At 63.3% G+C, this 25757-nt stretch carries 28 protein-coding genes; 14 read left to right on the forward strand and 14 right to left on the reverse strand.

Going from position 1 to position 25757, the window contains the following annotated elements:
• Window positions 1-5: 5 nt before the first annotated feature.
• From KPG71_RS16240 to KPG71_RS16250, 3 genes are read right to left on the reverse strand one after another with little or no spacing between them, the layout of a single operon-like run.
• Window positions 6-1349, reverse strand: coding sequence for a TRAP transporter large permease subunit (locus KPG71_RS16240; RefSeq protein ID WP_216339235.1), 1344 nt, complete (start codon window positions 1347-1349; stop codon window positions 6-8).
• Entirely contained in the window at window positions 1342-1920 is a 579-nt protein-coding gene (locus KPG71_RS16245) for a TRAP transporter small permease subunit (protein WP_216339237.1), read from the reverse strand. Before KPG71_RS16245 ends, KPG71_RS16240 begins: the two co-directional genes overlap by 8 nt.
• A gap of 7 nt (window positions 1921-1927) precedes the next feature.
• Window positions 1928-2965: a TRAP transporter substrate-binding protein gene (locus KPG71_RS16250; RefSeq protein WP_216339239.1), complete on the reverse strand. Its 1038-nt coding sequence runs from the start codon at window positions 2963-2965 to the stop codon at window positions 1928-1930.
• Between the two features lie 131 nt (window positions 2966-3096).
• Between KPG71_RS16250 and KPG71_RS16255 the strand changes: the two genes are divergently transcribed.
• The 5 genes from KPG71_RS16255 to KPG71_RS16275 are packed head-to-tail and all read left to right on the forward strand — an operon-like array spanning window position 3097 to window position 7250.
• Window positions 3097-3795, forward strand: coding sequence for a GntR family transcriptional regulator (locus KPG71_RS16255; protein ID WP_216339241.1), 699 nt, complete (start codon window positions 3097-3099; stop codon window positions 3793-3795).
• Window positions 3796-3821: 26 nt separating this feature from the next.
• Window positions 3822-4601, forward strand: a complete 780-nt coding sequence (locus KPG71_RS16260; RefSeq protein WP_216339242.1) for an SDR family oxidoreductase — start codon at window positions 3822-3824, stop codon at window positions 4599-4601.
• Window positions 4601-5551: a 3-hydroxyacyl-CoA dehydrogenase gene (locus KPG71_RS16265; RefSeq protein ID WP_216339244.1), complete on the forward strand. Its 951-nt coding sequence runs from the start codon at window positions 4601-4603 to the stop codon at window positions 5549-5551. The genes KPG71_RS16260 and KPG71_RS16265 overlap by 1 nt, the downstream gene beginning before the upstream one ends.
• 18 nt (window positions 5552-5569) lie before the next feature.
• Window positions 5570-6505, forward strand: a complete 936-nt coding sequence (locus KPG71_RS16270) for a 3-keto-5-aminohexanoate cleavage protein (protein ID WP_216339246.1) — start codon at window positions 5570-5572, stop codon at window positions 6503-6505.
• Window positions 6492-7250, forward strand: a complete 759-nt coding sequence (locus tag KPG71_RS16275; protein WP_216339248.1) for an SDR family oxidoreductase — start codon at window positions 6492-6494, stop codon at window positions 7248-7250. Before KPG71_RS16270 ends, KPG71_RS16275 begins: the two co-directional genes overlap by 14 nt.
• Before the next feature lie 28 nt (window positions 7251-7278).
• On the opposite strand, the gene KPG71_RS16280 is transcribed toward KPG71_RS16275, so the two are convergent.
• The 4 genes from KPG71_RS16280 to KPG71_RS16295 all read right to left on the reverse strand — a co-directional run bounded on the left by KPG71_RS16280 (window position 7279) and on the right by KPG71_RS16295 (window position 9373).
• On the reverse strand, window positions 7279-7767 hold the full coding sequence (locus KPG71_RS16280) for a VOC family protein (RefSeq protein ID WP_216339250.1): 489 nt from the start codon (window positions 7765-7767) through the stop codon (window positions 7279-7281).
• A 112-nt stretch (window positions 7768-7879) separates the two neighbouring features.
• The gene (locus KPG71_RS16285) at window positions 7880-8233 is read right to left on the reverse strand and encodes a DUF1428 domain-containing protein (protein WP_216339252.1); all 354 of its coding nucleotides are present in this window, start codon (window positions 8231-8233) and stop codon (window positions 7880-7882) included.
• Complete coding sequence (locus KPG71_RS16290) at window positions 8230-8949, reverse strand: glutathione S-transferase family protein (protein ID WP_216339254.1); 720 nt, start codon at window positions 8947-8949, stop codon at window positions 8230-8232. The genes KPG71_RS16285 and KPG71_RS16290 overlap by 4 nt, the downstream gene beginning before the upstream one ends.
• Complete coding sequence (locus tag KPG71_RS16295; RefSeq protein WP_216339256.1) at window positions 8939-9373, reverse strand: VOC family protein; 435 nt, start codon at window positions 9371-9373, stop codon at window positions 8939-8941. The genes KPG71_RS16290 and KPG71_RS16295 overlap by 11 nt, the downstream gene beginning before the upstream one ends.
• A gap of 67 nt (window positions 9374-9440) precedes the next feature.
• Here KPG71_RS16295 and KPG71_RS16300 point away from each other — a divergent pair, with 67 nt between their 5' ends.
• Window positions 9441-10124 carry a helix-turn-helix domain-containing protein gene (locus KPG71_RS16300; protein ID WP_216339258.1) on the forward strand — a complete coding sequence of 228 codons (684 nt, stop codon included), beginning with the start codon at window positions 9441-9443 and terminating at the stop codon, window positions 10122-10124.
• Between the two features lie 180 nt (window positions 10125-10304).
• Here KPG71_RS16300 and hemN read toward each other — a convergent pair whose 3' ends face one another.
• On the reverse strand, window positions 10305-11660 hold the full coding sequence (gene hemN / locus KPG71_RS16305; RefSeq protein ID WP_216339260.1) for an oxygen-independent coproporphyrinogen III oxidase: 1356 nt from the start codon (window positions 11658-11660) through the stop codon (window positions 10305-10307).
• Window positions 11661-11758: 98 nt separating this feature from the next.
• Here hemN and KPG71_RS16310 point away from each other — a divergent pair, with 98 nt between their 5' ends.
• A complete protein-coding gene (locus KPG71_RS16310) occupies window positions 11759-11974 on the forward strand; it encodes a hypothetical protein (protein WP_216339263.1) in 216 nt (71 codons plus the stop codon).
• A 10-nt stretch (window positions 11975-11984) separates the two neighbouring features.
• On the opposite strand, the gene KPG71_RS16315 is transcribed toward KPG71_RS16310, so the two are convergent.
• Complete coding sequence (locus KPG71_RS16315; protein WP_216339265.1) at window positions 11985-12680, reverse strand: Crp/Fnr family transcriptional regulator; 696 nt, start codon at window positions 12678-12680, stop codon at window positions 11985-11987.
• 100 nt (window positions 12681-12780) lie between these two features.
• Here KPG71_RS16315 and KPG71_RS16320 point away from each other — a divergent pair, with 100 nt between their 5' ends.
• The 5 genes from KPG71_RS16320 (at window position 12781) to KPG71_RS16340 (ending at window position 18526) form a co-directional block, all read left to right on the forward strand.
• A complete protein-coding gene (locus KPG71_RS16320) occupies window positions 12781-13209 on the forward strand; it encodes a pseudoazurin (protein WP_216339267.1) in 429 nt (142 codons plus the stop codon).
• 69 nt (window positions 13210-13278) lie between these two features.
• The gene (locus KPG71_RS16325) at window positions 13279-14478 is read left to right on the forward strand and encodes an NnrS family protein (protein ID WP_216339269.1); all 1200 of its coding nucleotides are present in this window, start codon (window positions 13279-13281) and stop codon (window positions 14476-14478) included.
• A 139-nt stretch (window positions 14479-14617) separates the two neighbouring features.
• The gene (gene nirK / locus KPG71_RS16330; protein ID WP_216339271.1) at window positions 14618-15736 is read left to right on the forward strand and encodes a copper-containing nitrite reductase; all 1119 of its coding nucleotides are present in this window, start codon (window positions 14618-14620) and stop codon (window positions 15734-15736) included.
• A gap of 191 nt (window positions 15737-15927) precedes the next feature.
• Complete coding sequence (locus tag KPG71_RS16335) at window positions 15928-18075, forward strand: malate synthase G (RefSeq protein ID WP_216339273.1); 2148 nt, start codon at window positions 15928-15930, stop codon at window positions 18073-18075.
• A 22-nt stretch (window positions 18076-18097) separates the two neighbouring features.
• Entirely contained in the window at window positions 18098-18526 is a 429-nt protein-coding gene (locus KPG71_RS16340) for a heme-binding protein (RefSeq protein WP_216339275.1), read from the forward strand.
• A gap of 82 nt (window positions 18527-18608) precedes the next feature.
• Here KPG71_RS16340 and KPG71_RS16345 read toward each other — a convergent pair whose 3' ends face one another.
• Window positions 18609-20159: a GMC oxidoreductase gene (locus tag KPG71_RS16345; protein WP_216339277.1), complete on the reverse strand. Its 1551-nt coding sequence runs from the start codon at window positions 20157-20159 to the stop codon at window positions 18609-18611.
• Window positions 20160-20395: 236 nt separating this feature from the next.
• Here KPG71_RS16345 and KPG71_RS16350 point away from each other — a divergent pair, with 236 nt between their 5' ends.
• Window positions 20396-21565, forward strand: coding sequence for a glycosyltransferase family 4 protein (locus tag KPG71_RS16350; RefSeq protein ID WP_216339279.1), 1170 nt, complete (start codon window positions 20396-20398; stop codon window positions 21563-21565).
• A gap of 16 nt (window positions 21566-21581) precedes the next feature.
• Here KPG71_RS16350 and KPG71_RS16355 read toward each other — a convergent pair whose 3' ends face one another.
• The 4 genes from KPG71_RS16355 to KPG71_RS16370 all read right to left on the reverse strand — a co-directional run bounded on the left by KPG71_RS16355 (window position 21582) and on the right by KPG71_RS16370 (window position 25218).
• Window positions 21582-23015, reverse strand: coding sequence for an oligosaccharide flippase family protein (locus KPG71_RS16355; RefSeq protein ID WP_216339281.1), 1434 nt, complete (start codon window positions 23013-23015; stop codon window positions 21582-21584).
• Window positions 23016-23076: 61 nt separating this feature from the next.
• On the reverse strand, window positions 23077-23274 hold the full coding sequence (locus tag KPG71_RS16360) for a hypothetical protein (RefSeq protein ID WP_216339283.1): 198 nt from the start codon (window positions 23272-23274) through the stop codon (window positions 23077-23079).
• Between the two features lie 531 nt (window positions 23275-23805).
• A complete protein-coding gene (locus KPG71_RS16365) occupies window positions 23806-24549 on the reverse strand; it encodes a hypothetical protein (protein ID WP_216339286.1) in 744 nt (247 codons plus the stop codon).
• Between the two features lie 78 nt (window positions 24550-24627).
• Window positions 24628-25218, reverse strand: a complete 591-nt coding sequence (locus KPG71_RS16370; protein WP_216339288.1) for a MarR family winged helix-turn-helix transcriptional regulator — start codon at window positions 25216-25218, stop codon at window positions 24628-24630.
• Window positions 25219-25528: 310 nt separating this feature from the next.
• Between KPG71_RS16370 and KPG71_RS16375 the strand changes: the two genes are divergently transcribed.
• Complete coding sequence (locus KPG71_RS16375; RefSeq protein WP_216339290.1) at window positions 25529-25681, forward strand: hypothetical protein; 153 nt, start codon at window positions 25529-25531, stop codon at window positions 25679-25681.
• The last annotated feature ends 76 nt before the right edge of the window (window positions 25682-25757 follow it).

Below are 25757 nucleotides of genomic sequence, written 5' to 3' on the forward strand. Positions count from 1 at the left end.
CCCCCTCAGTTGACGGTCACGCCCGGCAGCCAGAGCACCAGTGCCGGGAACAGAATGCACAGCAAAAGCCCCAGAATCTGGATCAGAACGAAAGGAACGATCCCGGCATAGATATCGCGGATGCCCAGCTCCGGCGGCGCGATGCCGCGCAGGTAGAACAGGGCATACCCGAAAGGCGGGGTCAGGAAGGATGTCTGCAGGTTCACCGCAACCAGAACGGCAAACCACGTCAGCGTGATAGCGGAATTCTCGAACCCGAAATCCAGCCCCGCGATGACCGGCGCGAACAGCGGCAGCACCACATAACTGATCTCGATCCACTCGAGGAAAAACCCCAGGACAAAGATCAGCGCCATGATCAGGAACAGCGTCTGATAGGGCCCCGATGCAATCGCCATGACCGCGTCTTCGATCATGTAATCGCCGCCGACACGCTTGAAGATCGCGCTGAACACGGTTGCGCCGATGGCCACGGTCAGGATCATGGCCGTTGTCAGCGCTGTCTCCTGAACGCAGTCCACAAGGTTCTTCCACGTCAGTTGCCGCATCACCGCCGCCAGGATCGTGGCCCCGAGGGCGCCGATGGCCGCCGCTTCGGTCGGTGTCGCGACACCCGCGACAATGGACCCCAGCACACCGAGGATCAGAAGCACCGGGGCGATCAGGTGCTTGACCAGAACGGCCAGCGCCTCCAGCGTCGAAACCTTTTCCCCGCGTTCGCTCGGAGGCGCGATGGACGGGTCGATATGCGTGGTGACGAGAATATAAAGCGCATAGAGCCCACCGAGGATCAGGCCGGGGATCACCGCCCCCATGAACAAATCCCCGATGGAGATCTGCAGGATATCCCCGACCAGCACCAGCATGATCGAGGGCGGGATAAGAATGCCGAGCGTCCCCGCCGAGCAGATCGTGCCGGCCGCGAGCCGCATGGAATATTTCTGTTTCAGCATGACCGGCAAGGCCATCAGCCCCAGCATGACCACCGAGGCCCCGATGATCCCGGTGCTCGCGGCCATCACGACACCGACGATCGTCACCGACAGGGCCAGCCCGCCGGGGCGCTGCGCGAACAGGCGTTCGAGCGCGAGCAGCAGGTTCCTGGCGATATTGGACTTTTCCAGCATCAGCCCCATGAAGACGAACAACGGCACGGCCATCATCAGCCAGTTCGTCAGGGTGCCGGTAAATATCCGCGATGAAATCGTATTGAGAAAGATCAGCGGCACATCGCCGATGAACGTGAAAAGTATCCCCACACCGGCCAGAACCAGCGCAACGGGATACCCCGTGAAAATGCCGCCGACGAGCATCAGCACCATCGCGATCGGCAAAATGTATTCAGTCATGCTGTCGGTCTCCGCGCGCAAACAATTCGCCAAGATGCATCAGAATTCGCCCGATCCCCGCCAGACCCAGAAAGACAAAGCCGATCGGCAGGATGGCCTTGACCAGATACCTGTCGGTCAGCCCGCCGTAATCCGATTGCTCGCCGGTGTTGTAGGCAAACTCGACAAAGCCCAGGCTCAGCCAGCCGATGATGATGCAGAACGGCATGAGAAACAGGACATCGCAAACCAGATTGACCCCGGCGCTGACACGCGGCGAAAATCGTGCCGACAGCATGTCGACCTGAACATGCGCATTGCGCGACAGCGCATAGGACATACCCAGCATCACGATGACCGCCTGAAAATGCCACTGCAATTCAGCCAGCCCCGTCAGGGTCAGTTCAGAGCCGAAAAGCAGAATATCCGCATCCCAGCTGGCGATCTGGCCCCATTTCATCAACGAGCCGACGACAGCCAGTAATACCAGCGCGATCATCGGCAGGAGCAGCCAGGCCGCGATACGACCGGGCCATGCGCTTGCCTCGACAAGCGCATGGCCGACCCGCTCCAAAGTGGAACGCCGGGTCATCTGGCAATCACTCCGAAGGTGCGGGGATTGTCTGCAGGTTCGACCAGATTTCGGCCTTGGCAAGGTAATCCTGAATGGATGCGTATGCCTCGGCAAAAATCTCGTCGTTCGCGGCCTGCTCTTCCAGAACCTCGTTCGCGGCAGCCCTCAGCGCTTCAAGCACGTCGTCCGGGAACCGCTTGGTCTCGACGCCCTGCGCGCGGAACTCTTCGATGACAGCGCCCTGCGGGGCAGGTGCGGCTGCAAGCGACCAGTTCACCGTCGCACGGCAGGCCATCATGATCTGGTCCTGGGTCTGCTCGTCAAAGCCGTTCCAGACATCCATGTTCATGATCAGCGAGTTCCAGCTCGCGGGCTGATGCCAGCCGGGGAAATAGTAGTATTTCGCGATCTCCGAGAACCCGAGGGCCTTGTCCACGACCGGCAGCGAGAATTCCGTCGCGTCGATACGGCCACGTTCCAGAGCCACGTACAGCTCCCCGCCCGGAATCAACTGCGTTGAAACGCCCAGCTTGTTGAGAACCTGGCCGCCCATGCCGGAAATCCGCATACGAAGCCCCTTGAGGTCTTCCACGCTGTTGATTTCCTTGTTGAACCAGCCGCCCGGCTCGGGCGCCGTCACGTGACAGGGCAACAGCTTGATGTTCAGCGGATCATAGGCCTTCTGGACGATTTCAAGCCCGCCCCCTTCCCACATCCAGCCGACAAACAGATCGGGGCCGGGGCCGAACGGCATGGAGCCCGCCAGCGAGGCCACCGGGATCGTACCGCCCCAGTACCCGACATAATCCCAGCCCGCCGGAATCGCGCCCGAACTCACCTGGTTCAGCACCTCCAGCGCCGGAACCAGGTCGCCAGCGCCATGAACGCGCAGCTTGACCTCGCCGCTGGTCGCGGTCTCGATGTTCTTGGCCAGAACTTCGGCCCCTTCACCAAGAAACGTCAGATTCTTTGGAAAGGTGCTTGCGACATCCAACGTTTCGGCCTGCGCCGGAACGGTGGCCACCGCGGTCAGCGCAGCCAGTAAAGTTGCCTTTAATTTCATAATATTCCTCCCTTTATCCCTCCCGGAAAATCCGGGTGCATCGCGATCGTCGATTGCGGGGTTCACTTGACTTCCTCGGCCCTACGCTGCAATCTGAGATCGCAGATCAACGATAACCATAGAAAAACAATATGCAAGACGTTTCCGAGACTCGCCTGACCTTCAAGGCTGCCACCCTGAGGCGCGACAGTCTGCAACAGCAGATTTACGACAATCTCCGCAACGACATCATGACGGGGGTGTTCAGGCCGGGTGAAACACTCTCCAGCCGCAGCCTTGCCACCGAGCTCGGCGTCAGCGCCATGCCCGTCCGCGAGGCGCTGACCCGCCTGACCACCGAAGGCGCGTTGGAGCTCACGACCAGCAGGACACTCCGTCTCAGGCTCCTCACCCCCGAAGATTTCGACGAAATCACCGCCATCCGAACCGACCTGGAAGGCATGGCCGCCGAACGGGCCGCCGAACAGATAACCGCTGACTCGCTGTCCCGGATCGGCAAGCTGAACGACGACCTGACCGCCGCCGCCGACAGCGGCGATGCAGACAGGTATCTCAAGGCCAACGCCACATATCACGCCGAAATCTACAAGATGTCGGGCTGGCCGCTTTTGCTCAGCATGATCGAACGCCTCTGGCTGATCGTCGGCCCGTCGATCCGGACATGCGTCCCCGACCGCGACCATATGGCGACATCGCAGGGCTTTCACGATGCGGTCATGACCGCCCTGACCAAAGGCGATGCCAAGGCGGTACGCGCCGCGATCGTCGATGACATCCAGACCGCCGCCCATGATATCCGTGCGTTTCTCGCCTCGGGCGAGAAACATTGAACGAACGCGATGAAGGACATGACACAATGACAGCCCCGGCCACCCTCACACCGCCCTCCGGGCTGCGCGTCCTCGTGACCGCAGGCGCCGCCGGGATCGGCAAATCCATCGCCGAAGGTTTCGCAGCCGTCGGCGCACGGGTCCATATTTCGGATGTGGATGCCGCCGCCGTCAGCGCCACATGCTCTGACAGGATCACCGGCACCGTCGCCGACGCCGCAAACGAAGACGCGACGCGCGACCTGTTCGGCGAGGCCCGTGAAACCCTTGGCGGTCTTGACGTGGTAGTGGCCAATGCCGGCGTCGAGGGGCCGACCGGCCCGATCAGCGATATCAGCGCCGAAGACTGGGACAAGACCCTCGATATCAACCTGAGGGGGGCCTACCTTGCCGCGCGCTTTGCCTCCGAAGACCTGATCGCAAGCCGCGGCAGCTTCATCGGCATCGCCTCGGTGGCGGGCCGCCTGCCCTTTGCCTACCGGACACCCTATGCCGCCTCGAAATGGGGTGTGGTGGGGCTCGCGAAAAGCCTCGCCTCCGAACTGGGACCGCAGGGCGTGCGGGCCAATGCCATCCTGCCGGGGATCGTCGAAGGCCCCCGGATCGACCGGGTCATCAATGCCCGCGCCGAACGGCTGGGCCTGACTTACGAGGAAATGCGCGAACGCAACCTCGAAAAAGTCGCCCTTCGCCGCATGGTCAGCCCGGATGACATCGCGGCGATGTGCCTGTTCCTCAACACCCCCGGTGGCAGCAACATCACCGGACAGGCGCTGAGCGTCTGCGCCGGCGTGGAGACCCTGTGATGACACAATCGACGAAAACCGCCATCATCGGCAGCGGGCTGATCGGCTGTGCCTGGGCCGTGGCCTTTGCGCGGGGGGGCTGCACCGTGGCCCTCTACGATCAGAACACCGCCGCCGCCGGGCAGGCAAAGGACACGTTGGCCAACCTCGCCTCCGAACTGGAAGAGGCCGACATGCTGAACGGTCAGACGGCCCACGACATCGTGCAGCGCGTCAGCATTGCGGACACCCTGGAAAGCGCCCTGTCCGGGGCCGCCCATGTGCAGGAAAACGTCCCCGAAAAGCTGGACATCAAAAAGCAGGTTTTCGCACAGCTCGACGCAGCGGCCCCGCCGGATGCCATCCTGGCCAGTTCCACCTCGGCGCTCCTGCCCTCGGCCTTCACCGAACACCTGACCGGGCGCAACCGCTGCCTTGTCGCCCACCCGATCAACCCGCCCAGCCTGATCCCGGCGGTCGAGATCGTGCCGGCCCCCTGGACCGATCCCGAGGCGGTCGAACGCTGCGCCGCGCTGATGGAGCAAATCGGCCAGAAGCCCATTCGGATGACGCGCGAAATCGACGGTTTCATCATGAACCGCCTGCAAGGTGCCCTGCTGCAAGAGGCCTTCCGCCTCGTCGCGGACGGCATCGCCTCGCCCGAGGATGTCGATACCGGCCTGCGCGACGGGCTTGCCCCCCGTTGGGCGCTGCTTGGCCCCTTTGAAACGATCGACCTGAACGCCCCCGGCGGCGTCCGCGATTATGTCGCCCGCTATGGCGCAATGTTCGAAACCATTGCCGCCGGACAGCGCGAAACCCGCGACTGGACGGGCGACACGCTTGACCGGATCGAAAAGTCATGCCGCGCAATGCTCCCGCTGGATCGGATTCCCCAGGCCCAGGCCGAGCGCGACAGCCGCCTGGTGGCCCTGATGAAACATCTCGGACAGCCCAAAACAAACACCTGAACAACCCCGGAGGCCCCGATGCCCAAATCCAACCGCAAGGTCATCATCAGCTGTGCCGTCACTGGCGCCATTCACACCCCTTCGATGTCCCCGCACCTGCCGGTCACGCCCGAGCAGATCATCACCGACAGCCTTGCCGCCGCCGAGGCGGGCGCAACCATCCTGCACCTGCACGCGCGCGACCCTGAAAATGGCCGCCCCACGCAGGACCCCGAAGCATTTCGCGCCTTCCTGCCGCAACTGAAGCAGGCGACCGGCGCCGTGTTGAACCTGACCACCGGCGGCAGCCCGCACATGAGCGTTGAGGAACGCATGCGCCCCGCTGCCGAACTCAAACCCGAGGTCGCGTCGCTCAACATGGGGTCGATGAACTTTGGCCTCTACCCCATGCTGAACCGCTTCAAGGAGTTTCAGCACGACTGGGAACGCCAGCATCTGGAAAACAGCCGCGATCTGGTCTTCAAGAACACATTCGCGGATATCGAACATATCCTGAAAACCGGCAATGCGAACGGCACCCGCTTCGAGTTCGAATGCTACGATACAAGCCACCTCTACAACCTTGCGCATTTCGTCGATCGCGGCCTCGTCAAGGCGCCGTTCCTCGTGCAAACGGTTTTCGGCCTACTCGGCGGCATCGGCGCCCACCCCGAAGATGTCTCTCACATGAGACGCACGGCGGATCGCCTGTTCGGCGACGATTACATCTGGTCCGTGCTCGGGGCCGGGCGCAACCAGATGGCCGTGGCCGCACAAGCCGCGGCCCAGGGCGGCAACATTCGCGTGGGGCTCGAGGACTCGCTGTGGATTTCACCGGGCAAGCTGGCACAAAGCAACGCCGATCAGGTCCGCAAGGCGCGCGAACTTCTCGCGGGCCTCAGCCTCGAGGTCGCAACCCCGGACGAAGCCCGCGACATGCTGGAGCTCAAGGGGGGCGGGAATGTCGCATTCTGACACCGGCCCGGTTGTCGTCACCGGCGGCAGCCGGGGCATTGGCGCGGCGACGGTGCTGGCCCTGACCCGCGCCGGACGGCCCGTCGCCTTCTCCTACGCATCGAACGATCGGGCGGCGCAGGATCTGACCGCTCGTGTCAGCGCCGAAGGGGGCCGCGCCCTCGCCGTCAAGGGCGATGTCACCGACATGGCCGCCATCAAAGACCTGTTCAAAGGCTGTGAACGCGAATTCGGCCGCCCGACCGGCGTTTTTGCCAATGCGGGCATCACCGGCCCGGCAGGCCGCTTCGAAACCCTGCCCCCCGAAACGCTCCGCCGGGTTCTGGACGTGAACGTCACCGGCGCGGGCATGACCGTGCAGGCCGCGACCCGCGCCATGTCAACGGCGCATGGCGGATCGGGCGGTGCAATCGTCATGATGTCCAGCCGCGCCGCCGCCCTTGGTGGCGGGAACGAATGGATACAGTATGCCGCGTCCAAAGGTGCGATCAATTCCATGACGGTCGGCTTCGCCAAGGAGCTGGGCGGCGACGGCATCCGCGTCAACGCCGTCGCACCGGGGCTGATCGACACGGAAATCCACGCTGCCGCCGGTCTCGCCGACCGCCTGCAAACCAAGGCAAAAGACGTGCCCCTCGGCCGGATCGGCACCGCCGACGAAGTCGCCGAAGCGGTGAAATGGCTGCTGTCCGATGCTGCCTCCTATGTCAGCGGGGCGATCCTGGACATTTCCGCAGGGCGGTAGACACCGAAGCGCCCCCTCGCCCCGCGTGTCAGGTCGCGCCCTGCAAGGCCGCCTCGATGCCCGCGATGTCGATTTTCTGCATCTCCATCATCGCGGCCTGCGCGCGTGCCGAGGCGTCCCGGTCCGGGTGCGACAGCGCCTCCATCAGAATGCGCGGGGTGATCTGCCAGCGATAGCCCCAGCGATCCTTGCACCAGCCGCACATGATGGGCTCTCCGCCATTACCCACGATGGCATCCCAGAGCCGGTCCGTCTCGGCCTGGTCCTCGGTATAGACCTGCAACGAATAGGCATCGTTGGGTTGCACATGCGGACCGGCATTGAGCAGCGCATACGGCAGGCCGAGAAGGGTCATCTCGACCACCTGAACGGTCCCGGCTGGCGCGCTCGGCGCTCCTTCGGGCACGCGGATCACGTTGTCCACATGGCTGTCCGGGAAGGTGGCGGCATAGAACTCCGCCGCCGCTTCGGCCTCGGTATCGAACCAGAGGAACACGGCGGCCTTTCGTTTCGTCATCGTCTTTCTCCTTTCAAAGGGCGGTCGGGACGGTGCATCGGGGTATCACGCGGGTAGCTACGGGACCCGTCCGGCACCCTGTCAAAACTGCAGCCCTTGCATTGATCACAGTTCAGGCACTGTCCTCGAATATCGGGGTAAAGCCGCCCCACATCATGCGCTTGCCATCGAAGGGCATGTCCATCTCCTGCCAGCGCGGGTCGGTCTGCATGCTGGCGCCGCACTTGTCATGCGTTTCCTTGTCCGGCCAGATCATCCACGAAAAACAGACCGATTCACCCTCCTCCAGGGCCACCGCGCGATTGAAATCGGTGTGTTTGCCTTCGGGGATCTGATCGCCCCAGGTTTCCATGATCTGCAGGGCTCCGTACTCCCTGAAAAGCGGCCAGGCCTTGCGGGCGCTTTCGATATACGCCTCCTTGTTCCCGTTCGGGACGGGGGTGAGGAATCCGGCAATATAGGTCATGTCGTCTCTCCTTTTGTGGCTTGAAGCTCCGCCATCCATGCGTCGAAACCGGGCGGCGGGTTACCCGTGAAACCGGCCATCTGCGCGGCCAGTGCTCTCTGAAAGGCGGGCCGTTCGGTGCCCCGCGCGACATAGTCGGCGAGATTGGGAAAGGTCTCGATCAGCCCTTCGCCTTCGATGGCCCGAAGAACGCTGACCATCATCAGATCGCCCGCGCTGAAGCGGCCCGTGAACCACTCCGCCGCCCCAAGCCGATCCGAAGCCTCCTGCAACCGTTCCGCGATCCGCGCGTCGATCCCCGGCAAACGCCGCGCCGACCAGGGTTCGGTGGCCTCGAAGATCGTCGCCGTGGCGCGCTCCATGATTGGCGGCTCCAGCGTGTTGAGCGCGGCAAAAAGCCATTCGAGCGCCCGCGCCCGCCCGGCGGTCTCCTCGGGCATGAGGCCGGGAAACCGCTCGGCGATATGCCAGACGATAGCGCCGCTTTCGAACAACGTCAGGTCGCCCTCTTCGTAGGTTGGCACCTGCCCGAACGGTTGCAGGGCACGGTGCGCGGCCTCCTTCTGCTGCCCCTGCGGTAGACAGCGAACGGCATAATCCTGACCGACCTCTTCCAGCGCCCAGCGAACACGCAGGTCACGCACCTGCCCCTTGGCGAAATCCGGCACCCAGTCAAAGGCGGTGATCGTGATCGGGGCGTCCGCCTTAACCGGCATGGGACATCTCCGCCGGCCCCTTCTCGACCGCCTCGGCGCTCATCCACATGGGCTCCCAGATATGTCCGTCGGGATCGGCAAAGCTGCGCCCGTACATGAACCCGTGCTCCTGCACCGGACAAGGATCGCCCGCGCCGCCCGCAGCCACGGCGGCGTCGGTGATGGCATCCACCGCCTCACGGTCCGCTCGGCTGATACACAGCAGCACCTGCGCCTCGGTCGCGGGGTCCACCCGGCGCCGGTCGGTGAAGCTCGACCAGAATTCATGGGTCAGCAACATCACCCGGATCTCCTCCGACAAGACCATGCTCGCCGCGAGGTGATTGGTGAATTTCGGGTCCTTGGTGAAACCGATCGCCTCGTAGAACGCAATGGAACGCTCGAGGTCTGCCACCGGCAGGTTTATGAAGATCATCTGTGACATCGCGTTTCCTCCTGAGTCGCGTCGTCGATATGGACAGGCTACGAGAATGAGATTATAAAAAGCAACCATGAAGTTACAAAAAGAAACCAAACCGGCGAAAAACCCCCATGGCCGCTGGTACGGCGATGCCTGCGGCACGGCCTTCGGCCTCGAGCTTTTGGGGGAGCGCTGGTCACTGCTGATCGTGCGCGAGTTGATGTTCGGGCCGCGACGCTTCAGCGACATTCGCGCAAACCTGCCGGGGATCAGTGCCAAGGTGCTGACCGAACGGCTTGCCGGGCTCGAGGCAAACGGTGTGGTCCTGCGCTCGACCGCACCCGAACCCGCACCTGCACAGCTCTACGGCCTGACCGAATGGGGCTATGCCGCGGAACCGGTCATTCAGGAACTGGGCCGATGGGCCGCGGCCTCACCCTTGCACGACCCGACCCTGCCCCTGTCCCCCGTTTCCTTCATGCTGTCGCTACGAACGATGCTTGATTCCGAGGCGGCGCAGGGCATGGAGGCAGAGGTCGTCTTTCTCATCGGCACCGCCCGGTTCACGGCCCGGCTGACGAAAGGCACGCTGCCGGTGACACGGGGCGAAACCGAAACGCCCGACCTCCTCTTCAAGGCCCCCGCCGCACCGCCCCTCGCAGCCGTCTTCTACGGCGATGCCCCCCCCGAGACCGTTGGCGTGCAGATCACCGGCGATCCGGGACTGGCGCAAAGGTTCACCGCCATATTCAAGCTCCCGAAACCTTACCTTTAAGGCGGGGATAACACCCGATCCCTGCCCGTCCGGCCAGTCTCGAAGGTCCTGTCAGGTTCTCAAGCGGAAACCTCCGCAGTTTTGCTATATGCCTCCGGCGCGGATGCCCCGGCTGAGCCCGAGTTGACAGGTGTCAACCATCGACCCTAGCGAGCCGCCGACACACAAAGCGACACCCCGCTACGACGCCTGACTATAAACCGCGCCAATATCGCTGTAGGCGTCATAGGCGCTGGCGATTATTCGGGTCAGGGGCTTTCCCTCGTGGCGTATCGACAAGGCGTCATCGTCAAGTGAAACGAACTCATCGAACCGCGCCGCGACCTGCCGGTGGATCGGTTGAAGGCGGTCCACAGCGGGGCCGAACTCGAAGAAAAGCGCCGGGATGTTCAGCGTCAGGTCGCACATCAGCATCTCGATCGCGCGGGCGCGCAGGCGGTCGTCCTCGGACAGGACATGGCCGCGCGATCCGGCAAGCTCACCCGCCGCGATGCGTTGTGCATAGGCCGCCGTGGCGGGCGCATTCTGGACATAGCCGCCCGGCAGTCGCGAAATCGACGAGGCACCGAGCCCGATCAGCACCGGGCAATCGTCGGCGGTATAGCCCTGAAAGTTGCGCCGGAGCCGGCCGGACCGGGCGGCGCGGCACAGTTCGTCATCGCTGCGGGCGAAATGGTCGATCCCGATGGCGGCGAACCCGGCATCGGTAAACAGTTCCGCCGCGGTTTCGGCCAATCCGTAACGGGCGCGTTCGCCAGGCAGGGACAGTTCGTCGATCAGCTTCTGCCGTTTCGACATCCAGGGCACGTGGGCATAGCCGAACAACGCGATCCGATCCGGGGCGAGGTCCAGAACTTTGTGCACCGTATCGACCAGGCGTGCCTCGGTCTGGTGGGGCAACCCATAGACCAGATCGGCATTGAGCGAGCGTATCCCCGCGTCGCGCAGATCATTCACACAGGTGCGCGTAACATCGAAGGGCTGAATTCGTCCGATCGAGGCCTGCACAAGCGGGTCGAAATCCTGAATCCCGATCGAAGCCCGGTTCATGCCCTCATCGGCCAGCGCGGCGATCTTGGCCCGGTCCACCATGGTCGGGTCGATCTCGACCGAGAATTCCCAGTCCTCGGTTGGCGGGATGACGGCTTTCACGGCTCCGGCCAGGCGTTGAATCATGTCGGGGGGCAGGATCGTCGGCGTGCCCCCGCCCCAGTGCAGGCGTCCCATCCGAATGCCCTCCGGCAAGGTGTCGCGCATCAGGGCCAGTTCGCTCTCCAATGTTTCCAGGTAGCTTTCCACGGGGCCAAGCGTTTTGGTCCCCTGCGTGCGGCAAGCGCAGAACCAGCAGAGCCGCTCACAAAACGGGATATGGATATAGACCGAAACCGGCTGTGCCGGGTCGAGGCCGGACAGTTGCTCTTGCTGGAACGGGCTGCCCGTCTGCGTGGTGAATACCGGCGCGGTCGGGTACGAGGTGTAGCGGGGCACCCTGGAATCGAAGAGACCGAGGGATTCGAGGCGTTGCATCTGTTTCATGGATACACATTGCCAGTTCCATCCCGATCCGACTTTGCGATCCCGCAAAGTCATGCGTCATGAGATGGCGCAAACTGCGGATGATGCAGGAGAGACATATGAAGCGCCCCGACATAGACGATCCCGATCTGCCGTTGACCGATCTTTTCCATTATTGGCCACGCGCGTCGTTGCCGTTCCTCGATCATGGAATGCTGTGTCCGGGATGCCCGATTGCGCCGTTTCATACGGTGGTCGATGCCTGCGAAGAATACGACCTGGACGAGGCGGCCTTTCGTGCTGAACTTCGCCGCGCTGCCCTGGAGACGCAGTGACGATCCGGGCTCAGCTATTGCTTTGGCTGAGCACCACAAGCCGGTGGGGGTCCGTCACGACGACGTGTTTCCGGGTCGATTTCACGATCCCTTGCTTTTGCCAGCCCGACAGCAGGCGGCTGACCGTGTGCAGGGTCGTTCCGGTCATGTCGGCGATGTTCTCGCGTGTGACGGGGAATGCGATCTCGATACCGTCGTCGGTCTTGCGCCCGCTCTGGTTCGCCATACGCAGAACCGTGGCGGCCACGCGCTGTTCGACCGCCTTGGTGGCCATTTCGGTGAGCGAGGCCTGAATTTCGCCGAGCCGGAGGCCGACGGTCTTGTAGCTTTCGGCGGCAAAGCTCGGATAGCTGTCGATGAACGGGGCCCACAGTCTCATGGGCCAGCTCAGGACGATCGACTCGGCGGCGGCAATCGCCGTGGCCGGATAGGTCTCGCGCTGAAGCGCACGGGCAATGCCGAACAACTGACCGGGTGAGATGTGCAAAACGATCACCTGTTCGCCGGTTTCCGTGGCGCGCGACACGCGAACGAATCCGTCGAGCAAAAGAAAGAAATGATCCGCGTCGAACCCTTCGCGGAAGATCGCCTTGCCTTCGTCGTACCGGCGCGAGGTCGCCTCGTCGAGAATGGCGCGCACCTGTGGCCGCTCCAATTGGCTGAAGGGCGGCAATCCGGTCAAAAGGCTTTCGTCGAGCTTTGCCACGAAACGATCCGAAGTTTGTCAAAGGGCAACGTTCATGAAGGTCAGGCATCGCATATCGGGACCGTCAAAGACAACCGGATTAACGGGAAAGGAAAATCCGATGTTCAAATATGCGATGGCAACCGCAGCGCTGGCCCTGATGGCGACAAGCGCCGCTGCCGAGACATTCGAGGTCGAACTGCTCAACCGCGGTGAAGCCGGGGTGATGGTATTCCAGCCCGACTTTATCGAGGCGCAGCCCGGCGACACGATCCGCTTCGTGCCGACCGACAAAGGCCATAATGTCGAGTCCATCGGCGGCATGCTTCCCGACGGGGTCGAGGCTTTCAAATCCGACTACAACACCGAGTTCGAGCTGCAGGTGGATGCCGAAGGCGTATACGGTGTGAAATGCACCCCGCATTACGGGATGGGCATGGTGGCCCTGATCCAGGTCGGAGAGGCCGGCAACCTGGCCAGCGCCAAGGACCAGAAACAGCCCGGCAAAGCCGCCAAGCATTTCGACGCGCTGTTCGCCCAGGTCAACTAGACCGTTTCGCGGGGCGGTGCCCGGAGGTGGCGCCGCCCTTCTTCCATCTGCCTTCCGAAGGAGACCGTGATGACCCGTTCCGCGTATGATGGCCCGGCGCTGTTTTCGTATGGCTTCCGTCCATTCTTTCTTGTCGCGACGGCCTATGCCCTCGGCGTCGTGCCGGTCTGGCTGTTGATCTGGCGCGGCACGATCCCACTGAATGGACATCTTGCGCCGGTTTCCTGGCACGTACATGAAATGCTGTTCGGTTACGGTGCCGCCGTGGTCGCGGGATTTTTGTTTACCGCCGTGCCGAACTGGACGGGCCGTATGCCGACCCGTGGCTGGCCCTTGATGACACTTCTGGCGCTCTGGATCTTTGGCCGGTTGGCCTGTGCGGGTGTCCTGGGCCTGCCGCCGACCGCCGTCATGGGGGTCGATGTCGCCTTTCTGGCAGCCGTGGCGGCGATGGTTGCGAGGGAAATCGTGGCTGGTCGCAACTGGCGGAATCTCAAGGTTCTTGTCCCTGTGACGCTGCTCATGGGCGCAAACGCGATGCATCACGTCGAGTCGATGCAATATGGTGCAGCCGCTTACGCAGAACGTGCGGGTATTGCCACGCTGGTCTTTCTGATTACCCTGATCGGCGGGCGGATCACCCCGAGCTTTACGCGCAACTGGCTGGCTAGGACGGGATCGCCGGGACGGCCTGCGCCTTTTGGTATATTCGATGCCGTTTCGTTGATCGTGGGGGCGGGCGCTCTGGCGCTTTGGACAATCGCGCCTCAGACCGAGGTCACGGGGATTGCGCTGGCCGTTGCGGCGGGGCTGCACCTTCTGCGGCTGCTGCGCTGGTTGGGTATTTTCACGCTCGGATCGCCGCTGCTGACCATGCTCCACATCTCTTATGCCTTCATCCCGCTTGGCCTTGCCGCCGCATCGCTGGCCGCTTTCGGGCTGGCGGAACAGGCAACACCGTCGCACCTGCTGGGGATCGGGGCGATCGGAGGCATGACGCTTGCCGTGATGATGCGGGCCACGCTCGGCCACACGGGGCGCGAGCTGGTCTCGGGCCCGATCCTGAATTTCGCCTTCGTGGCGATTGCCGGCGCAGCGCTGGCCCGGATCGCCGGGTCGTCCGATGTCTTTCCCGGTATTGACGGCATCCACCTTGCCGCCGCGCTGTGGACCCTGGGCTTTGGCATGGCGCTGCGGCGGCTTCTGCCGTGGCTCGTTCAGCCACGGGTCCAGCCGCGCCGCCCCTCGCGTGCCCCCGGCCGCGCATGACGCTGCTGGCCGGGGTTGGCGAAACACCGTCAGCCCCGGCACGAAAACCGGATCGAAGATTGCTGATCCGCAAAGAAGGCCAGCCGCCTTTTCGTTAGTCTTTCCGCAAGAACATCGGAGAACGAAAAGGAGAGTTCTGATGCTTACCCGAAGAGCCGCTCTGCTTGGTGTCGCTGGCGCAGCCGCCTCACCGCTTCTGGCCCGCGCAACCCGCGCCGAAGAGGCGATGACGCCTCTCGCCGTTCCACTCGACCTGTCCAACCTCAAGCGCATCAAGCGCGAGTTGGTGCGCCCGCCCTTTGTGCACGCGCACGAACAGGCGGCCCCCGAAGAGCCGCGGATTGTCGAATTCACCATGACGATTGTCGAACAGGAAATGCAGATCGACAATGACGCCTACGTTCAGGCCATGACCTTCGACGGCTCCATGCCGGGCCCTCTCATGGTGGTGCATGAAGGCGACTATGTGGAACTGACACTGATCAACCCGGCGAGCAACATGATGCCGCACAACATTGATTTCCATTCGGCCACCGGAGCCATGGGCGGTGGCGCGCTGACCCATGTCGCGCCGGGCGAAATGACCGTTTTGCGGTGGAAAGCGACGCGCCCCGGAACCTTCGTCTATCACTGTGCGCCGGGCGGTCCGATGATCCCCTGGCATGTGGTCTCGGGCATGAATGGCGCCGTCATGGTGCTGCCGCGCAACGGGCTGAGGGACCATAACGGGACGAGAGTGTCCTATGATCGCGTCTACTATATCGGAGAGCAGGATTTCTACATCCCGCGCGACGACAATGGCGATTACAAGCGATTTGCCGATCTCGGGGAAAGCTACCCCGAAACCGAAACGCTGATGAACGGCTTGATCCCGACGCATGTTGTCTTCAACGGCGCGGTCGGCGCGCTGACCGACGAGAAGGCGTTGACCGCCAAGGTGGGCGAGAAGGTTCTTTTCATTCACAGTCAGGCCAACCGCGACACGCGTCCGCATCTGATAGGCGGACATGGTGACCTCGTTTGGGAAGAGGGCAAGTTCAACAATGCCCCCTTGCGCGATCTCGAAACATGGTTCGTGCGCGGAGGATCGGCGGCGGCGGCAATCTATGAGTTCCTGCAACCCGGCATCTACGCCTATGTGAACCACAACCTGATCGAGGCGGTAAATCTTGGCGCGACGGCCCATATCTCGGTCGAGGGCGAATGGAACAACGACCTGATGGAACAAGTCGTCGCTCCGACGGCAATCACCTCCTGAACGGGGACGCTACCACTCACGACAGAACAGGGCGGTCACCAAAGTGGCCGCCCTGTTCCATTTCCCCCACTCGACACATTGGTAATAAATTTTAACCAATTTTGTTGCCGATCGGAAACTCTGGGGTTAAATAACGGGGAAATCAGAATACGACTGTATGCCTGACCAGACCAGCAATGGAGGACTCCGACATGGCGCAACGCATCGAAAAGCACAGCCTTCAGGTGGCCGGGCCACTGGCCCGCTTTGTAGATGAGCAAGCCCTGCCCGGCACGGATGTATCGGCTGATGATTTCTGGTCGGGCTTTGCCGCGCTCGTCGAGGAAATGGCCCCGAAGAACAAGGCCTTCCTTGAGCGGCGTCAGGAATTGCAGGATCAGATCGACGATTGGCATATCCGCCACCGCAATCAGGCGCATGACCACGAGGCCTATAAGCAGTTTCTCAGCGACATCGGCTATCTGGTCGGGGAAGGCCCGGATTTCGAGATCGAGACATCGAATGTGGACCCCGAAATCGCGCTTGTGCCGGGGCCGCAGCTCGTCGTGCCGATCACCAATGCACGATATGCGCTCAATGCGGCGAACGCCCGCTGGGGAAGCCTGTATGACTGCCTTTACGGCACCGACGCGATGGGCACGACCCCGCCCAAAGGCGGCTATGACCGGGGCCGCGGCGCGCGCGTGGTGGCCCGTGCGCGGGTGTTCCTGGACGAGGCCTTTCCTCTGGTGGGCACCAGCCATGCCGACGTGCGCCGCTATTACGTCCAGGACGGGGCGCTTCTGGTAGACGATTGTCCCTTGGCCGAGCCTGAAAAATTCGTGGGCTATCGCGGAAACCCCAAGGCCCCCGATGCCATCCTGCTGCGCAACCACGGCCTGCATGTGGAACTGATCTTCGACCGTGCGCATTTCATCGGCTGCCGCGATCAGGCGCTTCTGGCCGATGTGCAGATCGAAAGCGCCGTCTCGGCCATCATGGATTGCGAGGATTCCGTCGCCTGTGTCGATGCCGAGGACAAGGTTCAGGCCTATGCCAACTGGCTGGGCCTGATGCAGGGCAATCTCGAGGCGACGCTCGACAAGGGCGGCAAGACCATCACCCGCCGCCTGAACGAGGACCGCCACTATACCGCCCCCGACGGCAGCGATCTGACCCTCAAGGGCCGGGCATTGATGTGGGTGCGCAACGTGGGCCACCTGATGACCAACCCCGCCATTCTGGACGCGCAGGGCAATGAAATTCCCGAGGGGCTGATGGATGCCGCGATCACCACGCTGATCGGCATGCACGACCTCAGGCGCGACAGCGGCAACTCGGTGCACGGGTCGATCTATATCGTCAAACCCAAGATGCACGGCCCCGAGGAAGTGGGGTTTACCGACGAGATTTTCACCCAGGTGGAAAAATTCCTCGGCCTGCCGCAATATACCGTGAAGATCGGCGTGATGGACGAAGAGCGCCGCACATCCGTCAACCTCAAGGAATGCATCCGCGCCGCCAGGCATCGCGTGGCCTTCATCAACACCGGCTTCCTTGACCGGACGGGCGACGAGATCCACACCAGCATGGAAGCCGGCCCCTTCAGCCGCAAGGATTTCATCAAGCGCAAGGCATGGATCGGCGGGTATGAAAACCAGAATGTCGATATCGGGCTGGAATGCGGGCTTTCGGGCAAGGCGCAGATCGGCAAGGGCATGTGGGCCATGCCCGACATGATGGCCGCCATGATGGAGCAGAAGATCGAACACCCGAAATCCGGCGCCAACTGCGCCTGGGTGCCTTCGCCCACGGCGGCCACGCTGCATGCGCTGCACTATCACAAGGTCGATGTCTTTGCCGTTCAGGACAAGCTCAGGGCTGGCGGGCGGCGGGCCTTTGTCGATACGCTTCTCGATATTCCCGTCGCCAGCTACCGGAAATGGTCGAAAGACCAGATCGTGAAAGAGGTCGAGAACAACGCCCAGGGTATCCTTGGCTATGTCGTGCGCTGGATCGATCAGGGGGTCGGATGCTCGAAGGTGCCCGACATCAACGATGTGGGCTTGATGGAAGACCGTGCAACCTGCCGCATCAGTTCTCAGCATATCGCCAACTGGCTGCACCACGGCGTGATCAGCGAACAAGAGGTCATGGCCGCAATGCAGAAGATGGCGCAAGTGGTGGATCGGCAGAACGCAGACGATCCCGGCTATCGGCCCATGGCGCCCGGATTTGACGGTATCGCCTTCCAGGCGGCCTGCGATCTGGTCTTCAAGGGTCGCGAGCAACCTTCGGGCTATACCGAGCCCGTGTTGCACCGCCGCCGTCTGGAACTCAAAGCCGCGCAAACCTCGTAATTCAACCTGACAGGAGCATATAATGGCAGAACTCTCGCTCAATCGCGCCCGCTCGATCATCCGCAAGGCCCTGGCCAAAGGCCGCGAAGAGGGTTTCAAGCCGCTTTCCGTCGTGGTGCTGGACACCGGCGGCCATGTGAAGGCCTTTGAACGCGAGGATGGTGCCGCTCCGGGCCGCTTCGGCATCGCTCAGGGTAAGGCTTACGGTGCGATCATGCTGGGCATGGCGGGCCGTGCCCAGATGGCCCGCGCCGAACAGCAGGCTTATTTCATGGCCGCCGTGAACGGCGTCTACGGCGGGCAGGTCGTGCCGGTGCCGGGCGGGGTTCTCGTGCGCGACAAGCGCGGCAACATCATGGGCGCCGTGGGCGTCACCGGAGACACCTCCGACAATGACGTGATCGCCGCCGTCGCCGGGATCGAGGCCGTGGGTTTGACACCGGAAGAATAGGCCGAAAGAACGCGTTTATCTATCGACGCTGTTCAATGCACCGCGGAGTGCCGCCCAGGAAACCGGCTGTGATCTGGCGGCCCTAGACGTTACTTGCGATCCGGTGCGCGTTCGCCATAACCGAGAAGGTGATGGTGCTTGCGGGGACCGCCGGAACCACCGAAGCGTCCACGATATGAATGTGCCCGGCCCCGCCTGGACGGCCAAGCGTGTCGGTCTCGCCGGCTCCGGGAGCACGCGCCATAGGGAACGTGCCGCCGGTGTGGAAACTCGATCCCGGCTGTCCCACATGTCCGGCCATACCGATACCGTAGAGCCCCGCACGCCGAAGCCAGGCCATCAGACGTTTGCGGGCAAGCCCGGCGACCCTGTCATAGCCGGGGGCTGGGAGCACCTCGGCCGAGAGCCGCCGCGCGACATCGCCCGGGGCGGGCCTGAGCGCGATCCGTGCGCAATGATCGGAATGCAGGAAGGTCTGCGCTACGATCAGGCGCTGCGAGACCGCCCCGAAGATGGGATTCAGCGCCGAGATCCCGTGGCCGTATTTGTGCGCCATCTCCTGCTGATAGAGGTCGTTCCACCCGTAAAGCTGGTTGTGAACCAGCCGAGGCGAAACCGATGGATCGCGGAACTCGACGAAGGCAAGGGCAAGCGTGTGATGCGGGCCGGCACCGGTCTTCCCCGCCGGCCAGCGCTGCAGGAACGGTGTGAAGAAATGCCGGCTGTCCTTCAGGATCGCACCCCGCCGGGCGCTCTCGGCGTCGCTTTCGAACATCAAGCGCGCGGTTTCGAGAACTCCCGCGGCCACGAAAACCCGCGCGCCGGAGATGGGCGGGCGTCCGTCGGCCAGATGCAGGACCACCCCTCCGTCGATTTCCCGGATGCTGACGACCTCGGCCTTCTCGTAGGCGATCCGCCCCGCCTGCAGAAGGTTCTGCACCGGATGGCGCGTAGTGAAGATTTGACCGTAAGGACAGCCATAGAGGCAAAGGCCGCACGCGCGGCATTCGTTTCCTACGGCCTGGCGTGCCGGTCCCGCCCAGTATTCTCCGTCGCCGTGATGTCGCCCGACTGCCGCCAGCTGCTCCACGAGGCGGCGGCCCTGGCGGGTAGTAGGCAGCGGCTTGGCGAGCGGCAGGTCGCCGGCGTCGAGAACGTCATCATAGGATGCGGCACATCCCGCGATCGGCATCAACTCGGCGACCGCGCGATAATGGGGACGAAGCTCCGCCGCCGGGACCGGCCATTCCATAAGATCGTCCGGCGACCAAGGCAGAACCGCCGAGCCCCAGACATTGCTGAGCCCCCCCAACGCATGTGAAGACTGGAGTACGACGCCCGGTTCGGGCGGATGCACAACCGCATCGCGAGAGCGCAGCGCGAAGCGCGAGCCGAACCGGCCTATGCCGTCCGTGATCGCGCGTTGGCGTGCGCGGAAATCATTGAGCACATCCACCGGCCAGTCCTGCGGTTCGGTCGCCGCGAGCGCACGTCGCAGCGCGTCGTTTTCGGGTTCAAGCTTCCCGCCGGCATCCACGATGGTCACCGCACGGCCCCGGTCCAGCAGGGCCCGCGCGGCGGCGTAACCCGCCGGCCCCGAGCCGATGACGATATCGCCCTCCGGCCGGCTCATGCAGCGGTCCCCCGCCTGGAATTCCTCGACACTGCGATTGCCTCCCTCGTTACCCTTCGGGCCTGAGCCGCGACAATGCCCGCGCTCCAGCAGCCAAGTGCATGTGTATTCTCGGCAATTCGACTCGGAATGCCTAGCCCCGATTTTTGCCGGGCCTTGCGAAACCGACCTGCCTGTGACAATCATTTAACCGGTTGACCGCTTGCGGCATCCAATTTGCAAAGGTGAAAATTTCCATGACGCGTGACGCAGATCCGGCGGTGGATGACGAGGCACGACTGTCCATTCTCCAGATCGGAACGCAATTCAATCTGGGCGGCATTCCACGCCACATGATCGGCCTGACACGCGCGTTGCGCGACCAGGGCCACGAGATCACGCTGGCGGGCAATTCCGGCACCTGGTGCGGCCCCGATAGCGACCCGTCTTTCCTGGAACTGCCGATCCGCTACGTGGCAAGCGAAGGTGGCGCGCTGCACAAGCGGATCGTGCACCTCGCGGTGTCGGTGCACCGGCTGCGGCGCTGGCTGAAGCGGCACCCCGTCGACCTGATCCACGCCCATGAATCGGCGCCCGCGCTGGTGGCGATGCTCGCCCGGATCGGCCGCCGGGTGCCGGTGGCCGTCACCTATCACGGGGCCGAGCCCGAACGGGTTCTCACATTTTCCAGAACCGCGCGCAAATGCGATCTGGTGATCACGCCAAGCCACCGCTCTGCCGAGGATCTGGCCACTACCGGCGGCGTGCCGCGTGAGCGGCTCCAGGTGATCGGACTGGGGCTCGATCCGGCGCCCGAGGACTCCCCCGAAGAGATCGCAGCACTACGCGCTAAATTGCTCGGCGACGGCGAACGCCTGATCGTCACCGTAGCGCGGCTGGCCCACCAGAAGGGCATCGAGATCCTGATCGACTGCGTCGCCCGGCTGAAGGAAACCCATCCCGGCTATCGTTTCATCCTGGTTGGCACCGGGCCGCTTGGCGGTCAGTACAAGGCACTAGCCAAGGAAAAGGGCGTGCTTAGCCACTTGAATTTCGTGGGCCGGACCGAGCGGGTGCATCTCTACCTGCGCGCCGCCGATCTGTTCCTTCTAACCTCACGATGGGAGGCGCTGCCCTTCACCATCGCCGAGGCCTTCCAGGCCGGAACGCCGGCGGTGGCCACGGCCTGCTCCGGGGTGGTGGAATTGATCGACGACGCAGTCGGCGCGGTGGTGCCGGTCGGTGACATCCCGGCGATCTGCGACGCCGTGGCCAGAGTGCTCGGCGACGAGGAGCGCCGCGCCGCCATGGCCGACGCTGCGCTGGCGCGCAGCCGCGAAGACCGGTTCGACCCGGATTACATACGGAAGCAGTTCGAAACCGCCTATCGAAAGCTCATCGCGGACGAGCGTCTGCAGCATCAATAACCGGCCACCGCCCCGCTCACTCGCGTCGGCGGACAAGGTTCAGCACCCGCGTCGCGGTGTCCGGCATGACGACCACGACCAGCCCCACGGCGCAGACCGTACCAAGCAAGATCGACGTCGCGACAACGACGAGATCCCCGGCGTGCCCGTCGACAACTTCGCCCCAGAGTCCGACGGCCAGCGCCATCCCCACCGCGACGACGAAAGGCGTCGCGAGGTTCGACATATAGCGCGACCAGGAAATCACCTCGGCCGCCCGGGCCACGCGGGTGCGGAAATAGAACGCGATCAGCGACCGTGCGAGTACCGCGGCGGCCGCGGCGGTCAGCCCGTAGGTGGCGGCTACGGCGATCAACGGGATGCCGATCGCCGCCTCGATCATGCCGGCATACAGAAATCGCCGGAGATAATCGATTGAGAGCACGTAGGCCTCCTGGATGGCGACCAGCGAATTGACGGCCCCGGCGAAGCAGAGATAGGGCAGGATCTCGGCTGCCCCGATCCAGTCGGGCCCGATCACCAGCAGCACGGCAGGCTTGGCGATGACGGCCAGCCCGGCAAAGGCGGTAAAGCTGAGAAGGGCCGTGATCTGCGTGACATCGAGGAAGAAATGCGCCGTCACGCCAGTCCGCCGGCGCAGGTCGGCAAGGGCTGACTGGGCGACACCGCGCAGGGGAAACACCGCCAGCCGTGAGACGATCTCTATCAGCCGGAAGGCCAGGGCATAGAGGCCGACCGCCACCGGGTTGGCGAAATAACCAAGGGCAACTGTAGGTGTCTGGGTGATGATGAGTGACGTCGTGCGCAACAGGACTACACTCGGCCCGAGCCCACGGACAAGAGCGAACTCGGACTTCGTGGGAACCCGTCTGGGAACCCAGCCCGCGGCGACGATGGACAGGGTCGCGCTGGTGCCGACCTGCACGGCGCGCTGCGCGATAAGGCTCCAGGCTCCGAATCCGCCGAGCGCCAGGGCGAGGCAGACCAGCCCCCCCACGACGACGGCCAGCGCATCCCGTATGGCAAGCGTGCGGAACTCCTGCCCGCGGCGCAGGAGCGCCGTCGAGACACCGCTGGCTCCGATGAACAGGATCGCCGGGCTGCCCGCCATCAGAAGCGGCGCGACATCGGGCTCGCCGTAAAGCCGGGCGATCAACGGCGCGAGCAAGCAAAGTGTCAGCACCACCAAGAGCGCCACGCCAAACAGCACCGCGAAGGTGGCTTCCAGGCGGCCTTCCTCAAGGGTCTGGCGCTCGATGATGGCTTCGGTCACGGTGTCGCGGACCAGGAACTCGCCCACAAAGAGAAACGCGAAAGCCATCGCGGCGATGCCGAAGGCCTCGGTCCCAACGATCCGCGCGACGAGAAAGAAGATCAGTATACTCGTCACGTTCTCGACAAGGCTCGACGCCGCGATCCAGGCAACATTGACTGAGAACGGACGGCTCATCGGTCCCCCGGCGCCTGTGGCGGAGTGATGCGGGCAACGGGCCGGGTGCAGCGGCTGAGCGTCATGCCGCCCGACCGGCCGGCCGGAAACAGGTCTCCTTCAGCCGGGTGACGCCTTCGATCAGGGTCTCGATACCTTTTGGCTGGGACGGCCTCGCCATCGTGACAATCAGGCGCTCGCCATCGTCAAGCGGCTTCGCGCGCAGCGCGGCGATCTTTTCGGGAGAGTCGTCCACCGCCGGATCTGCGTCACGCGTCATGGAAATCTTCACCTCTGCCAATCGGGTGCCGCATGCGGTCAACCGGTGAAATGATTGTCACAGGCAGGTCAGTTTCGCAAGGCCCGGCAAAAATCGGGGCCAGGCATTCCAGGTCGAACTGCCGAGAATTCGCATCAATCATTCCGACGACGCGCACGCGCCATGACCCGCTTTCGACGCGTGTGAAGTTTGCAATAGTTGGCCATCTTGCACCCTTCAGTTTTCGGCCACTTCAAGTCGGAAGGAAACTTTTCAAGTCGACACATTTTCAAGCAAAGCCGCGCCGCCACGCTCGCAGAGTGGCGGCGCGGCTCAGTTGGCCAAATCGGTGAGGTTCTGCATCACCGTCACCAGCCCGTCATCGGGCCGGCGCGCAGCATCCGAAAAACCTCTATGGGCAGAACCCGGTCGTGGAAATCCGCGGGGGCAAGGGGGCTGTCGATGTTCAGCCAATCGGCGGTGAAGAAGGGAATATCCTTATCTTCGACCCCTTTCAGCGGGCGCAGCGGATGAGCCGCTGCGCCCTGTTGTCTACTGCCCGACCCGACCGGGAAGGCTCAGATCGCCCGAGGCCACGTCGAACACATCGGTTACGCAGAGCAACGGCGCGTGGACATTGGCGTTGACTCGCAGTGCCGCCGTCACCCCGTCGAACCGCGCCTCTGCCACCGCGCCGATATCGGCGAAAGGCACGGTCACGCTCAGGCGCGGCCCGTCGAAGGTCGGCGACCAGCCGGGACTGTCGATCAGTATCGGCAGTCCCGGCCAGGTCAGCGGCAGCGCCGGTGTCGCCCCCTCGGGGATGTCGATCACTTTGAGCGCACCCGGCCCGCAAGCCTCGTCCGGTCCCAGCACCACCCAATGGCTGTGCCAGGTTCCGCCATCGTCACCGGTACTGCCCGAACCGCTCTCGTCGAAGAGCGGCGTGTCGTCGAAATCCGGATGGATGGTGACCGCGAAGGCGAGGATGCCGACGCCGGCGTCGAACCCCACCACCGAGGGGTCCAGCGTCGTTGGCCAGACATAGGAAAAGACCGGTGCACCGGCCAACGCACCGGCGGCCTCCGGTCGGTCTTCGCCGGGCGTGCCAGCGACTGACATTGTGAAGATCGCATGACGCCCATCGGTGGCGATATCGGCGGCAACGACGTCAAAGGCCGCCCGTTCGGCATTGCCCAGCTCGGCCGTTAGTTCATGCGCGCCCACCGGAGCGCCCAAGAGTAGCGTCAGCGCCGCGCCGGTCGCATGGTAAAAGTGTGGTCTTTGTGTCATCATCTGATTGCTTCCTTTCGTGACAGAGGGGTTGCATTCGGGGCGTCCGGGCCGTTGCAGCGGCATTCCGGGCGCCCCATCTCACCCCACCTCGGCTAGCGCGGCCCAGGCTCGGGCCGCCGCCTCCTCGGTGGCGGTTTCGTAATCCGCGCAATCCAACCGCAGCGCAGCATCGCCAAACGCGGCATCGACAAAAGCGCAATGATGCGGGCGCGCGGCATCGTCGTGGACATGCGGACTGAAATAGCGACAGGTCAGGCACATGCGCTGCATCGGGATCGCGCGCGCCTCTTGCAGGGACCGGATGATCAGCGTCAGCGAGCGAAGCAGCCCGGCGGCGTCAGCGTCGCCCAGCCCGACGAGGGCATCTTGCAAGGCCTCGGGCGCCTCGGGCATTCGCGCCGCCAATACTCGCCCCGCTTCGGTCACCACGATCTGCCGGGCGCGGCCGTCCTTCGGGTCGGGCCGCCGCCGCACCATCCCCTTGCGGTCCAGTGATGCAACACTATCGCTCAGGCTGGCCTGGGAAATGCCAAGCACGAGAGCCAGATCGGCCACGCGTTCCGGCCGCACGGCCACCCGCGTCAGGATTTCGCATTGGGTCGGATTGAGGCCAAGCTCCTTGGCCACTTCCCACTGGCTGGCCCGCCAGAACAGAGTAAGCCGCTGCAATCCCGTAACAATCTGATGCGCTTTTGATTGCATTGTTCCTCTCTCGGAATATTTATATAGGATTCCTATATAAAAACAACTGCTATTCTTCGTCTGAGCGAATCCAGCCCGTCATTTTCACATGCCCGACCGTTATTCCTTTATGTTTATGGACACAGATATCCCCTTGAGAACAAACCTTTATGAATCGCGCCACAAATGAGCGAAATGTGTTCTGCAACCGCGATGGGCGAAGCTGATCTCTTCTGCGCCAGCGTTTGCTTGTGGGGGGTCTTATGCCGGGGAGTGTTAAATCCTACGCTTACACCCTGTGATCGCGAAGAAGGCCAATCAGGGCGTCGAAACCGTTCCCGTCATGGATGGTGCGCGCCTTGCCAGGATCATCACACGATCGGATATCATGAACCTGTTGCTACGCGGCGCACAGGAACGACAAAACCACGCCACCCAAGCCAAGACCTGACCGCGCAGTTCACCACGCCACCCACACAACAAAGAGGCGCGGCGAAAGACGCCGCGCCTTCGTCCTGACCTCGGGG

The sequence above is a fragment of the Roseovarius sp. PS-C2 genome (genome assembly GCF_018862045.1).
In the GTDB taxonomy this organism is placed as follows: Bacteria; Pseudomonadota; Alphaproteobacteria; order Rhodobacterales; family Rhodobacteraceae; genus Roseovarius.